Origin of the sequence: Halomonas sp. SS10-MC5 (assembly GCF_015992245.1) — a bacterium.
In the GTDB taxonomy this organism is placed as follows: Bacteria; Pseudomonadota; Gammaproteobacteria; order Pseudomonadales; family Halomonadaceae; genus Halomonas; species Halomonas sulfidoxydans.
Genome location: NZ_CP065435.1, coordinates 1,935,793 through 1,948,566, shown reverse-complemented (window position 1 = coordinate 1,948,566; position 12,774 = coordinate 1,935,793). Strand labels below are relative to the sequence as shown.

General features: G+C 66.6%; 11 protein-coding genes. 9 read left to right on the top strand and 2 right to left on the bottom strand.

Annotated elements, in window-relative coordinates:
• Positions 1-48 precede the first annotated feature (48 nt).
• A complete protein-coding gene (locus tag I4484_RS09165) occupies positions 49-843 on the bottom strand; it encodes an amidohydrolase (protein ID WP_197450643.1) in 795 nt (264 codons plus the stop codon).
• Positions 844-1,046: 203 nt separating this feature from the next.
• On the opposite strand from I4484_RS09165, the gene I4484_RS09160 reads away from it, so the two are divergent.
• The 4 genes from I4484_RS09160 to I4484_RS09145 are packed head-to-tail and all read left to right on the top strand — an operon-like array spanning position 1,047 to position 4,839.
• Positions 1,047-1,805 carry a GntR family transcriptional regulator gene (locus I4484_RS09160; protein ID WP_197450642.1) on the top strand — a complete coding sequence of 253 codons (759 nt, stop codon included), beginning with the start codon at positions 1,047-1,049 and terminating at the stop codon, positions 1,803-1,805.
• Positions 1,806-1,861: 56 nt separating this feature from the next.
• Entirely contained in the window at positions 1,862-2,821 is a 960-nt protein-coding gene (locus I4484_RS09155; RefSeq protein WP_197450641.1) for a tripartite tricarboxylate transporter substrate binding protein, read from the top strand.
• A gap of 23 nt (positions 2,822-2,844) precedes the next feature.
• A complete protein-coding gene (locus I4484_RS09150) occupies positions 2,845-3,318 on the top strand; it encodes a tripartite tricarboxylate transporter TctB family protein (RefSeq protein ID WP_234283505.1) in 474 nt (157 codons plus the stop codon).
• A gap of 15 nt (positions 3,319-3,333) precedes the next feature.
• Positions 3,334-4,839 (top strand): tripartite tricarboxylate transporter permease, encoded by a 1,506-nt coding sequence (locus tag I4484_RS09145; RefSeq protein WP_197450639.1) that lies wholly within the window; start codon positions 3,334-3,336, stop codon positions 4,837-4,839.
• A gap of 5 nt (positions 4,840-4,844) precedes the next feature.
• Here I4484_RS09145 and I4484_RS09140 read toward each other — a convergent pair whose 3' ends face one another.
• Entirely contained in the window at positions 4,845-5,804 is a 960-nt protein-coding gene (locus tag I4484_RS09140; protein ID WP_197450638.1) for a LysR family transcriptional regulator, read from the bottom strand.
• A gap of 156 nt (positions 5,805-5,960) precedes the next feature.
• Here I4484_RS09140 and I4484_RS09135 point away from each other — a divergent pair, with 156 nt between their 5' ends.
• From I4484_RS09135 to I4484_RS09115, 5 genes are all read left to right on the top strand, one after another.
• Positions 5,961-6,899, top strand: coding sequence for a sodium-dependent bicarbonate transport family permease (locus I4484_RS09135; protein WP_197450637.1), 939 nt, complete (start codon positions 5,961-5,963; stop codon positions 6,897-6,899).
• 208 nt (positions 6,900-7,107) lie between these two features.
• Positions 7,108-8,277 carry an isovaleryl-CoA dehydrogenase gene (locus I4484_RS09130; protein ID WP_197450636.1) on the top strand — a complete coding sequence of 390 codons (1,170 nt, stop codon included), beginning with the start codon at positions 7,108-7,110 and terminating at the stop codon, positions 8,275-8,277.
• A gap of 11 nt (positions 8,278-8,288) precedes the next feature.
• Positions 8,289-9,896, top strand: a complete 1,608-nt coding sequence (locus I4484_RS09125; RefSeq protein ID WP_197450635.1) for a carboxyl transferase domain-containing protein — start codon at positions 8,289-8,291, stop codon at positions 9,894-9,896.
• A gap of 7 nt (positions 9,897-9,903) precedes the next feature.
• Positions 9,904-10,731, top strand: coding sequence for an enoyl-CoA hydratase/isomerase family protein (locus I4484_RS09120; RefSeq protein WP_197450634.1), 828 nt, complete (start codon positions 9,904-9,906; stop codon positions 10,729-10,731).
• The gene (locus tag I4484_RS09115; RefSeq protein ID WP_197450633.1) at positions 10,728-12,770 is read left to right on the top strand and encodes an acetyl/propionyl/methylcrotonyl-CoA carboxylase subunit alpha; all 2,043 of its coding nucleotides are present in this window, start codon (positions 10,728-10,730) and stop codon (positions 12,768-12,770) included. The genes I4484_RS09120 and I4484_RS09115 overlap by 4 nt, the downstream gene beginning before the upstream one ends.
• The last annotated feature ends 4 nt before the right edge of the window (positions 12,771-12,774 follow it).

Here is a 12,774-nt window from a genome sequence, read left to right as displayed (position 1 = left end):
GACAGTGGTCCGGGCCTCTGCCTGCCGGGCTTGACCATCGGGTTTGCGTCAATCGAGGCGAAACAGCTCTCGCGGGGAATCGTTCAGGATCACGCGCCGGTCATCGTCGCCGACCCAGTCGGCCAGCCAGTCGACGGTATCGCGATAGCTATGCTTGCCTTCATGACGGGTCCAGGGCCAGTCGCTGCCCCACACCAGCCGCTCGCGCCCCAGCTCGTTCAGCAGCTCGCCCACATGGGGTCGCAGGTCGCGCACCGGGGAACGATAAGGCCCCGACAGCTTGACCCAGGTGCGGCCGTACCGGCCGGCTTCCAGCAACAGGCGGAAACCGGCATCGTCGGCGGGGGCGGCCTCGACGGGCAGCCCCAGGTGATCGATCACCAGGGTGACGCCGTGCTCGTGCAGCGCGGGGAAGAGTTCGGGCAGGCGATCCCCCTCGAGGTGCAGCTCCAGGTGCCAGTCCAGCGCCTTCAGCCGGTCGAGGAAATCGATCCATTGCGGATCCTCCAGGTCGGGAAGTTCGTGGCGCCGTTCGATCAGGTTCCAGCGCACGCCGACGATGCCGGCCGCATCGAGCTGGCGCATCTCGGTCAGGCTGGCCTCCTTGGGAAGCTGCACCACTCCGCGGTAGTTCCCCCCCAGTTCGCCGAGGATCCGCAACAGCTCACGGTTGTCGTGGCCGAGAAAGCTCGGCTGCACCAGCACGCCACCGCGAAGCTCGCATGCCTCCAGATGTGCCTGCCACTCATGCAGCGGCGCCGGCCGCGACGGACGATAGTTGGAGCCCTTGACCTCATCCACCTGCGGATAGACGTGGGCGTGACAGTCGAACCCTTGCTTCACTCTGGTTTCCTCACCCGCTTTTCTCACCGACTTTCCTCACCGACGTCCTCACCCCCAGCTTTCCCACCCGCCAGGCCCGTGGCCGAATACTCAAGGGCGTCTCACCTAGACTTAAGTCTAGTTCTCTAGAGAATCGGTTGACTAGAAGTATACACTGGTCTTTAGTGACAGCAACAAGACAGCGAATCCAGGAGATCGAAGCCATGTGTGCACTGCGCATGCCCCAAGCCGACGGGCGCCTTCCCCTCTATGCCCGGCTGCGCGACCAGTTGGCGTCGCGGATCGCCAATGGGGAGTGGTCGCCGGGCGACACGATCCCCTCGGAGAACCGCCTGGCCGAGGAGTACGGCGTGGCGCTGGCCACCATGCGCATGGCGCTGAAGCAGCTCGTGGACGAAGGCCTGCTGGAGCGGCGCCGCGGCACCGGCACCTTCGTCAAGCAGCCGGCGTTTCGCGCCGACCTGTTCCGCTTCTTCCATGTGCACGATGCCGACGATCCCGACGGCTCCATGATTCCGGAGAGCCGCATTCTCAGCCGTGAGGAGGTTGAAACGCCTGCCGAGGTCCGGCTGGCCTTCGGCGAGCCGGAGGCGACGCGCTGCATCAAGCTCGAGCGCGTTCGCCTGTGGTCCGGCGAACCGATGCTGTTCGAGGAGGTTTACCTGCGCCTGCCCGATTTCGAAGGGCTGCTGGCGCTCGATCCCAAGGACATGGGACCGCTGCTCTACCCCGTCTTCCTTCAGGAATTCGGGATTCTCATCACGTCGGCGACGGATGAGCTTTCGTTCGGCACCGCCACCCAGGCAAGCGCCAGGCACCTGGAGCTGCCTGCCAATTCGCCGGTTGCCGTCATCGAGCGCATCGCGCGCAACCCCATGGGCCGCGTCATCGAGTATCGACTCGTGCATGGCCGACCCGAGCGTTTCCGCTATCGCGTCACCCTCGGCGAACAAAACGCCTGAAGCGGGCCTCGATGCCCGCCCCCATGTCCCAACGACTCCAACGACAGGTTCGACAGATGAAAACCACGCTGCTCCTCACCACCGCTACCGTATCGGCCCTTGCCTTCACCCCGGCCATGGCCGACTATCCCGACCGCCCCATCGAGCTCATCGTGCCGGCACCGGCGGGCGGCGGCACCGACAACGTGGCGCGCATGCTCAACCAGTACCTCGAGGAGGAGCTGGGCCAGCCCGTCGCCGTGCTCAACGTGGCAGGCGGCGGCGGCGCCATCGGCGTCAACCAGTTCTCCCGGGCGCGGCCCGATGGCTATACCCTGCTTTCCACCTGGAACAGCCCCATCACCACGGTGCCGCACATGCAGCGCGTGCAGTACTCCTACGAGACGCTGACCCCCATCACCAGTACCTCGCAGAGCGCCTACACCCTCTGCGTCGCGCCCGACTTCCCCGCCGAGAGCGGCGAGGAGTTCCTTGCCGAACTGCAAGCCAACCCCGGCAAGTACACCTATGGCAACGATGGCGTCGGCGGCACCATGCGCCTGGCGGCGGAGCGGATCTTCGAAGCCTACGACATCACCGCCCGCCCGATTCCCTTCGGCGGTGCCGGCGAGACCCTGCAGAACTTCCTCGGTGGCCACGTCGACATCTACGGCGGCTCCATCACACCGGTGCTGCCCTATGTCGAGGAAGGCCAGGCCAAGTGCCTGCTGGTGACCTCCGCCGATGACAACGAAGCCCTGCCCCAGGCATCCGGCCTCGCCGCCCTGGGCCATCCCGAGCTCGAGACCGTGCTCTGGCGCATGATGCTGGGCCCCGAAGGCATGGACGAAGAGCGCGCCGAAGCGGTCGCCGATGCCGTGGCCCGCGCCGTGGAGCACCCGGAGTTCCAGGAATTCCTCGCCGCCCAGGGCGAAACCCTCAACCTGGTGCGTGGCGAAGCCCTGCGCGAGCGCCTGGAGCAGGAGACCCAGGCCATCGGCGAGACCCTGGAAAACCTCGGCCTCAAGCAACAGTGACCCGCAAAGGCATCGATAAGACCATGAACTACAGAGATCTCTTCTCTGGCATTGCCTTCCTCATCCTGGGCGTCACCACTGTCTGGATGGGGAAGGACTTCTTTGCCGATGCCGCCTACGTTCCCATCGGGGTAGGCACCCTGATGGGCGCGTTCTCCCTGCCCCTGCTCTGGCGAGGCATGAAGAGCGTGCTGGCCGCGCGCACCACGACCGCCGCCGGCCGCCACACGACACCCCACCCAGCTCCCGCCCTGGTCGATCACCCGGCGCGCTTCACCACGACCCTGGGCTGCTGTCTGGTGTACTACACGGCCCTGCCGATCGTCGGCTTCTATACCACCAGCGCCCTGTTCATCACGCTGCTGGCGGTGCTGCTGGGAGAGCGGCGACCCGCCCCGATAGCGGGCATCACCCTGGGCTTCATCACGCTGCTGTACGCCCTTTTCGCCGTGGTGCTCAAGCGCCCCTTGCCCGTCGAGTTCTTCCTCGCCTCCTAGAATAGGGTCCCGCTCATGTTCGAATCGCTCCTGAATGCGCTGCCGGTGGCCCTGCAGCTCGGCTCGCTGATCAGCCTGTTCGTCGGCACGCTGATCGGCATCCTGATCGGCGCGCTGCCCGGCTTGAACCCGGTCATGGCCATTGCCCTGATGCTGCCGCTGACCTACGGCTTCGACCCCATCATTGCCCTGGGGCTGGTCGCGGGGATCTACAACGGCTCCATGTACGGCGGTGCCATTCCCGCCATCCTGCTCAACATCCCGGGCACGCCCGCCGCCATCGCCACCACCTTCGACGGCTATCCGATGACGCGCCAGGGCGAAGGCGGGCTGGCCCTGAAGACGGCCTGCTGGTCGTCCGCCATCGGCGGTATCGTCAGCGCCCTGGCCCTGATGACACTGGCCCCCATGCTGGCCAAGGTGACCCTGGCGTTCGGCCCCGCGGAGTACTTCTGGGTGGCCGTGTTCGGCCTCGTCAGCATTGCCGTGCTGGTGGGCAAGGATGTCAGCAAGGGCATGCTCAGCGCTCTGCTCGGCGTCATCATCGGCCTGGTGGGCATCGATGCCATCAGCGGGGAAGAGCGCTTCACCTTCGATTCACTCTACCTGTCAGGCGGCTTCGAGCTACTCATCGTGCTGATCGGGCTGTATGCCGTGCCGCCAGTGCTCGAGATGGCAGAAAAGCGCAACGAATCCTACTTCAACAGCGACAGTTTCCGCGCCAAGCCGAGCGGCGGCAGCCTGGGCCTGCTGCGCCGCCACTGGCGCACCTGGAGCCGCTCTTCGCTGATCGGTGTGGCCGTGGGCATCCTGCCGGGCGCCGGCGGCAACCTGGCCGCCCTGCTCAGCTACAACGAGGCCAAGCGCAAGGCGCCGGACCCCGAGACCTTCGGCAGCGGCAATCCGGTCGGCGTCGCCGCGGCGGAGTCCGGCAACAGCGCCGATAACGCGGCGGCCATGATCCCCTCGCTGACCTTGGGCATCCCCGGCAACCTGGTGGCGGCACTGGTACTGGGCGCACTGATGATCCATGGGCTGCAGCCCGGCCCGCAGCTGTTCACCCGCTCCCCCGACGTGGTGTTCGGCTTCATGTGGCAGATGCTGCTGACGGCCATGCTGCTGTTGCTGCTCGGCGGCATGGTCGCCACGCGCCTGTTCGCCCAGGTGCTACGCATGCCTTCCGCGCTGCTGGTACCCACCACGCTGGTGCTGATGGCGGTGGGGGTCTACACCGTGAACGGCAACGTGACGGATCTCTATGTCATGCTGGCCTTCGGCCTGGCCGGCTACCTGCTGAACCGGCTCGGCTTCCCGCTGGCGCCCGTGGTGCTGGGCGTGCTGCTGGGCCCCATGGCGGAGCAGAACTTTCGCCTGACCATGCTGATCGCCCAGAACGACTGGACGGTGCTGTTCACCCGTCCCATCTCGCTGGGCATCGTCGCCCTGCTGGCCGTGGTGCTGCTCTCGCAGCTGTGGAAGACGCTGCGCCATCGTCGCCAGTCGCAGGATCAAGCTGCCTGAGACCTTCATAAGGGGTCCTCCAACCGCCCTAGCATCGCCTCCAGCTCGTTAGCCACGAAGCGCGGCTCGACACACTCGTCGAGATGCCCCGCGGCGAAGCGCAGGAAGCCCAGCGCGGCGTGAGGCAGGCGGCGGTCGCGGCGCACGATGAACTGCCAGTGGCTCTCGATAGGGAAGCCTGCCACCGGCAGGATGACGATATCCGGATGCTCCGGCGGCAATACATGCTCGGAAAGCACGGCCAGGCCCATGCCGGCCGCGACGCCGACGCGAATCGCCTCGTTACTGGCCATCTGCAGCGTGGGCCCCAGCGACAGGCCGTGCTCCTGCAGCCAGCTCTCGAACATCATGCGCGTGGCCGAACCCGGTTCGCGCAGCAGGAAGCGCTCCTCCAGCAATTCGCCCATGGCGATGCGCTCGTGCTTCGCCATAGGGTGCCCCTGTGGTGCCACCACCACCAGCGGGTTGCGCAGGAAACGCCCGGCCAGGGCATGGGTCAACGACGGTGGGTGGCTGAACACGTAGAGATCGTCGTCCTGGCGCTCGAAGCGCGTCAGCATCTGGCGGCGGTTGCCGATATGCAGGGTCACGTCGACATCGGGGAAGGCGTGGCTGTAGGGGCCGAGCAGGCGCGGCAGCACGTACTGGGCGGTATTGACCAGGGCGATGCTGAAGCGCCCCCGCTCGCCCCCACGCAGTGCGGTGAGGTAGTCCTGGAAGTCATCGAAGCGGCCCAGCACCTCGCGGCTGGCGCGGTACAGCTCCCGCCCCGCCTCCGTGGGCACCAGCCGACCCTGGCGCACGTTCAATAGTGGCTCGCCCACCGCCTCGCCCAGTCGCTTGAGCTGCTGGGAAACGGTTGGCTGGGTCAGATGCAGTTGACGTGCCGCTTCACTGACCGAGCCCGCCCGTACCACGGCGGTGTACACCTGCAGAAGCCGAAACGTCAGGTGGCGAACGTTCATTCGTGGGTCCCGAAGATAGTGCTATAGATGATCACCAATGCTATTCCCTGAAACAATTTATTGGAATCAATATAGTGTACTCTTCACAATCCGCGACACCCAGCCACTGCGTCGCAACATGGCACGTGCGTTGCGACACGATAAGAGAGTCCACCCATGCCCGATATCGTGGTGATGTTCTTCCTGCTCGGCCTGCTCGCCGGTGTGGTGAAGTCCGACCTGACCATACCCAAGGCTGCCTACGACACCCTGAGCCTGCTGCTGATGCTGACCATCGGCCTCAAGGGCGGGATGGCGCTCTATGGCAACCTGGGCTGGTCGATCGTGCCGGAGCTGCTCGCAGTGGCGGCGCTTGGCGCCCTGATCCCGCTGGCGCTGATGCCGGTTCTGCGCCGCCTGGTACGTCTCTCGGCGGCCGACAGCGCCAGCATCGCGGCCCACTATGGCTCTGTGAGCGCCGGCACATTCGCCGTGGCGCTGGCCTTCGCCGAGAGCCGCGCCCTACCCATCGGCGCCGAGGTCACCCTCTACCTGGTGATGATGGAGCTGCCGGCGATCATGGTCGCCATCGCGCTGTACCGCCGCCATTCCGGCAAGGCTTCCAGCGAGGCGCTGCAGGGGATCTGGCACGAGACGCTGACCAACCGCGGCGTGATCCTGCTGGCCGGCGGTGCGGTGATCGGCGCGATGTATGGCCCGGCGGACGGCGCCAACGTCACCGACCTGCTGATGGGTGCCTTCCATGCGGTACTCGCCCTGTTCCTGCTGCAGATGGGTCTGACCGCGGCGGAGACCCTTCGCCCCATCCCCTGGTACCACTGGCGCCTGCTCACTTTCGCCCTGGTGGCCCCGCCCCTGCTGTCGCTGGTGGGAATGTTGGCCGGCCTGGCGCTGGGCTTGCCGGCCGGCTCGGTGCTGATCCTCACGGCGCTCACCGCCAGCGCTTCCTACATCGCCGCACCGGCCGCCATGCGCACCGCCATTCCCCAGGCCAACATCGGCCTGGCCATGCTGGCCTCGCTGGGCTTCACCTTCCCGCTCAACGTGATCGTGGGCATCCCCCTCTACTATCAGCTCACCCTGCTGCTAAGCTGAACCGGCATGACGCCATCGAGCCGATGGGCTCGGTGGCGTCATCTCGCCACGACACCCTTCGACATTCGTAGCACGCCCCAAGGCTGCACTTTACGTTAACGTCAACCTCGCCTAGTCTTGTAGCATCCTGATTTACACTGCGGGCTGCGCTGTGCGCTCGCACCAACCGATAGCTGGTCTACGACCGTCACTAGGGAGTTCCGCCGCCATGTTCACGTCCTACAAGCCCCTCGACTTCGGCCTCGATGACGAACTCAACATGCTGCGCGATCAGGTCAACGCCTTCGCCCGCGACGAGATCGCCCCGCGCGCCGCCGAGATCGACGAGAAGAACGAGTTCCCCAACGACCTGTGGCGGAAATTCGGCGACATGGGCCTGCTCGGCATCACCGTGCCGGAGGAGGATGGCGGCACTGGCATGGGGTATCTCGCCCACTGTATCGCCATGGAGGAGATCTCCCGGGCCAGCGCCTCGGTAGGCCTCTCCTACGGCGCCCACTCCAACCTGTGCGTGAACCAGCTCAAGATCAACGCCAATGCCGAGCAAAAGGCCAAGTACCTACCCAAGCTGATCAGCGGCGAGCACGTCGGCGCGCTGGCCATGTCCGAGCCGGGCGCCGGCTCCGACGTGGTCTCGATGAAACTGCGCGCACGGCGCGAAGGCGACCACTACGTGCTCAACGGCAACAAGATGTGGATCACCAACGGCCCCGACGCCGACGTGCTGGTGGTCTACGCCAAGACCGACCCGGAAGCGGGCTCCAAGGGCATCACCGCCTTCATCATCGAGAAAGGCATGCCCGGTTTCTCCACCGCCCAGAAGCTCGACAAGCTGGGCATGCGCGGCTCCAACACCTGCGAGCTGGTGTTCCAGGACTGCGAAGTGCCGGTCGAGAACGTGCTGGGTGACGAAGGCAAGGGCGTGCGCGTACTGATGAGCGGCCTGGACTACGAGCGCACCGTGCTCGCCGCCGGCCCCATCGGCATCATGCAGGCGGCCATGGACGTCGTCGTGCCCTACATCCACGAGCGCAAGCAATTCGACCAGTCGATCGGCGAGTTCCAGCTGGTGCAGGGCAAGATCGCCGACATGTACACCACGCTCAACGCCTGCCGCGCCTACCTCTACGCCGTGGCGGCGGCCTGCGACCGCGGCCAGACCTCCCGGAAGGACGCCGCCGGCGTGATCCTCTACTGCGCCGAAAAGGCCACCCAGGTGGCGCTGGACGCCATTCAGCTGCTCGGCGGCAACGGCTACATCAACGAGTACCCCACCGGGCGCCTGCTGCGCGACGCCAAGCTCTACGAGATCGGCGCCGGCACCAGCGAGATTCGCCGCATGCTGATCGGCCGCGAAATTTTTACTGAATCGAAGTAAGGGGAGCCCCGATGGCGATTCTGAACACTCAGGTCAATCCGCGCAGCGACGGCTTCCAGGCCAACGACAAGGCCATGCGCCACGAGGTGATGAAGCTGCGCGAGCTGACCGCGGCGATCAGCCAGGGCGGCGGCGAGAAGGCCCGCACCCGCCACGAGAGCCGCGGCAAGCTGTTCGTGCGCGACCGCATCGACCACCTGATCGACGAGGGCTCGCCCTTTCTCGAGTTCTCGGCACTGGCCGCCCATGAGGTCTACGAGAGCGAGGTGCCCGCCGCCGGCGTGGTCACCGGTATCGGCCGCGTTTCCGGCGTCGAATGCGTGATCGTCGCCAACGACGCCACCGTCAAGGGCGGCACCTACTACCCGCTGACGGTGAAGAAGCATATCCGCGCCCAGGAGATCGCCCGCAAGCACCGCCTGCCGTGCATCTACCTGGTCGACTCCGGCGGCGCCTTCCTGCCCCGCCAGGACGAAGTGTTCCCCGACCGCGACCACTTCGGGCGCATCTTCTACAACCAGGCCACCCTCTCCGCCGAGGGCATCCCGCAGATCGCCGTGGTGATGGGCTCGTGCACCGCCGGCGGCGCCTACGTGCCGGCCATGGCCGATGAGTCGATCATCGTCAAGCAACAGGGCACCATCTTCCTCGGCGGCCCGCCGCTGGTGAAGGCCGCCACCGGCGAGAGCATCAGCGCCGAGGACCTGGGCGGTGCCGACGTGCACGCCAAGAAGAGCGGCGTGGCCGACCACTACGCCGAGAACGATGCCCACGCCCTGCAGCTCGCCCGCGCCTGCGTGTCGCGGCTGAACTGGCAGAAGCGCGGCCAGCTCAAGATGCAGGAGCCGAGGCCCCCGCGCCTCGACCCCAGCGAGCTCTACGGCATCGTCGGCACCGACCTCAAGAAGCCGTTCGACGTGCGCGAAGTGATCGGCCGCATCGTCGACGACTCCGACTTCGACGAATTCAAGCGCTACTACGGCGACACCCTGGTCACCGGCTTTGCCCACATCCACGGCTACCCGGTGGGCATCGTCGCCAACAACGGCGTGCTGTTCTCCGAATCCGCGGTGAAGGGTGCCCACTTCATCGAGCTGTGCGCCCAGCGCAAGATCCCGCTGGTGTTCCTGCAGAACATCACCGGCTTCATGGTCGGCTCCAGGTACGAGCACGAAGGCATCGCCAAGCACGGCGCCAAGCTCGTCACCGCCGTGGCCTGCGCCAAAGTGCCCAAGTTCACCGTATTGATCGGCGGCAGCTTCGGCGCCGGCAACTACGGCATGTGCGGCCGCGCCTACGACCCCAACCTGCTGTTCATGTGGCCCAACGCGCGTATTTCGGTAATGGGTGGCGAACAGGCCGCCGGCGTGCTGGCCCAGGTCAAGCGCGAGCAGTACGAGCGCGAAGGCCGCGAGTGGAGCAAGGAGGAGGAGGAAGCCTTCAAGCAGCCCACCCGCGAACAGTACGAGCGCCAGGGCCACCCCTACTACGCCAGCGCCCGACTGTGGGACGACGGCGTGATCGACCCGGCCCAGACCCGCGACGTGCTGGGGCTGTCGCTCGCCGCGGCGATGAACGCGGAGGTCCAGGAAACCAAGTTCGGCGTATTCCGGATGTGAGGCCGTTATGACACAGACATATTCGAACTTGAACATCGATGACCGTGGCGTCGCCCGGCTGACGCTGAACCGCCCCGAAGTGCACAACGCCTTCGACGACAGCCTGATCGCCGAGCTCAACGAGCATCTCACCAAGCTGCATGACGCCGCCCGCCACGGCGAGGTGCGCGTGGTGGTGCTGGGCTCCGAGGGCAAGAACTTCTCCGCCGGTGCCGACCTGAACTGGATGAAGCGCATGGTGGAGTATGACTTCGAGGGCAACCTGGCCGACTCGCGCAAGCTCTCGCAGCTGATGCACGGCCTGGATACCCTGCCCTGCCCCACCGTATGTCGCGTGCAGGGCGCCGCCTTCGGCGGTGCCGTGGGCCTGGCCGCGTGCTGCGACGTGGTGATCGCCAGCGAGAAGGCCAAGTTCTGTCTTTCCGAGGTCAAGATCGGCCTCTCCCCGGCGGTGATCAGCCCCTACGTGCAGCGCGCCCTGGGGTCGCGCCAGATGCGCCGCTACGCGCTCACCGCCGAGGTGATCGACGCCGACCAGGCGCTGGAACTGGGCCTGGCCCACCAGATCGTCGGCCACGACCACATCGACGAGGCAGTCGAGGAGATGATCGCCACCCTGCTGGCCGGCTCGCCCCAGGCCCAACGCGCCACCAAGGCGCTGCTGGCCGAAGTGGCGCGCGACTCCGACAGCAAGGCCACCCGCGAGCACACCTGCCGCGTGATCAGCGAGCTACGCGTGAGCGCCGAAGGTCAGGAAGGCCTGACCAGCTTCTTCGAGAAGCGCCGCCCCGCCTGGGCCGACGACAACACGAATTCCTCGGAGCGCCGCTCATGAGTCAGACCCACGATACCCGCAACACACCCTTCGACACCCTGCTGGTGGCCAACCGCGGCGAGATCGCCTGCCGCGTGATGCGCACCGCCCGCGCCATGGGCCTGCGCACCGTGGCGGTGTACTCCGACGCCGACGCCAACGCACGTCATGTGCGCGAGGCCGACGAGGCCATACGCCTGGGCCCGGCCGCCGCCCGCGAAAGCTACCTGAAAATCGAAGCGGTCGTGGAAGCCGCCAAGCGCACCGGAGCCGGCGCCATTCACCCCGGCTACGGCTTCCTCTCCGAGAACGGCGCCTTCGTCGAAGCGCTGGATGCCGCCGGTATCACCTTCGTCGGCCCGCCCGCCTCGGCGATTGCCGCCATGGGCGACAAGTCCGCCGCCAAGGCGCGCATGGCCAACGCCGGCGTGCCGCTAGTGCCGGGCTACCACGGCGACGACCAGGACGACGCACTGCTCAAGTCCGAAGCCGACAAGATCGGCTACCCGGTGCTGCTCAAGGCCAGCGCCGGCGGTGGCGGCAAAGGCATGCGCGTGGTGGAAGCCCCCGAGCAGTTCCAGGCCGCGCTGGACGGCTGCCGCCGCGAGTCCCAGGCCGCCTTCGGCGACACCCGCATGCTGATCGAGAAGTACCTGACCCAGCCGCGTCACGTCGAGGTGCAGGTGTTCTGCGACAGCCACGGCAACGGTGTCTACCTGTTCGAGCGCGACTGCTCCGTGCAGCGCCGCCACCAGAAGGTGCTCGAGGAAGCCCCCGCCCCCGGCATGACCGCCGAACTGCGCCGCGAGATGGGCGAAGCCGCCGTGCGCGCCGCCAAGGAGATCGGCTACGTGGGCGCCGGCACCGTCGAGTTCCTGCTCGACAAAGATAGTTCGTTCTACTTCATGGAGATGAACACCCGCCTGCAGGTGGAGCACCCCGTCACCGAGATGATCACCGGCCAGGACCTGGTCGAGTGGCAGCTGCGCGTGGCCATGGGCGAAGCGCTGCCGCTCCAGCAGGAGGAGCTGACCATCACCGGCCACAGCTTCGAGGCGCGCCTCTACGCCGAAGACCCGGAGCAGGACTTCCTGCCTGCCACCGGCAAGCTGACTCGCTTCGCCATGGACCTCAAGGGCGCCGGACTCGACCCGCGCCAGGTGCGCCTGGACAGCGGCGTGGAAACCGGCGACGTGGTCTCCATGCACTACGACCCCATGTTGGCCAAGCTGATCGTTCACGGCGATGACCGCGACCAAGCACTCTCCACCCTCAACCGCGCACTCGCCGCGCTGGACGTGCAGGGTGTGGTGACCAACCGCGCCTTCCTGCAGCGGCTGGCCACTCATCCTGCCTTCCGCAACGCGGAGCTGGATACCCGCTTCATCGAGAAGAACGAAGCCACCCTCTTCGCCCCCAAGCAATACACCACCGAAGAGTACGCCGGCGCCGCGCTGATCGGCCTGAACCAGCTCGCCCGCGAGTGCGAAAGCGACTCGCCCTGGGACCGCCACGACGGCTTCCGCCTCAACGCCCCGCACACCATCCGCATCTCGCTTTGCGACCCGGCCCATGTGCAGGACGAAGAGAGCGTGGTGGTCGTGGAAGGCACCCGGGCCAGCGGCGCCGATCCATGGGACCTGACCATTGGCGGCGAGACCCTTACCGCCCGCCTGCAGCACCTGGAAGGGGACGCCGTGGCCGTCACCCTCAACGGCCACCGCCGCCGCCTGCAGGCACGCCGCGACGGCAACGTCGTGGTGATGGTCGACCCGCGCGGCGAAACCCGCCTGTTCTGGCGCCGCATCGACGCCATCGACCACGGCCACCACGAAGCCGAATCGACCCTCACCGCGCCGATGCACGGCACCGTGGTCGCGCTGCTGGTGGAAGCCGGCCAGAAGGTGGAGAAAGGCATGCCACTGATGGTCATGGAAGCCATGAAGATGGAACACACCATGACCGCCCCCGCCGACGGCCACGTGGAGAGCTTCCACTTCAACGCCGGCGATACGGTAGGCCAGGGGGATGTGCTGCTGGAATTCGCGCCGGCGGAATAGGAGA

What these genes read in the sequence shown, in the direction of transcription:
- I4484_RS09160 (WP_197450642.1), top strand. Translation starts at nt 1,047, where the DNA reads ATGTGTGCACTGCGCATGCCCCAAGCCGACGGGCGCCTTCCCCTCTAT.
- I4484_RS09155 (WP_197450641.1), top strand. Translation starts at nt 1,862, where the DNA reads ATGAAAACCACGCTGCTCCTCACCACCGCTACCGTATCGGCCCTTGCC.
- I4484_RS09150 (WP_234283505.1), top strand. Translation starts at nt 2,845, where the DNA reads ATGAACTACAGAGATCTCTTCTCTGGCATTGCCTTCCTCATCCTGGGC.
- I4484_RS09145 (WP_197450639.1), top strand. Translation starts at nt 3,334, where the DNA reads ATGTTCGAATCGCTCCTGAATGCGCTGCCGGTGGCCCTGCAGCTCGGC.
- I4484_RS09140 (WP_197450638.1), bottom strand. Translation starts at nt 5,804, where the DNA reads ATGAACGTTCGCCACCTGACGTTTCGGCTTCTGCAGGTGTACACCGCC.
- I4484_RS09135 (WP_197450637.1), top strand. Translation starts at nt 5,961, where the DNA reads ATGCCCGATATCGTGGTGATGTTCTTCCTGCTCGGCCTGCTCGCCGGT.
- I4484_RS09130 (WP_197450636.1), top strand. Translation starts at nt 7,108, where the DNA reads ATGTTCACGTCCTACAAGCCCCTCGACTTCGGCCTCGATGACGAACTC.
- I4484_RS09125 (WP_197450635.1), top strand. Translation starts at nt 8,289, where the DNA reads ATGGCGATTCTGAACACTCAGGTCAATCCGCGCAGCGACGGCTTCCAG.
- I4484_RS09120 (WP_197450634.1), top strand. Translation starts at nt 9,904, where the DNA reads ATGACACAGACATATTCGAACTTGAACATCGATGACCGTGGCGTCGCC.
- I4484_RS09115 (WP_197450633.1), top strand. Translation starts at nt 10,728, where the DNA reads ATGAGTCAGACCCACGATACCCGCAACACACCCTTCGACACCCTGCTG.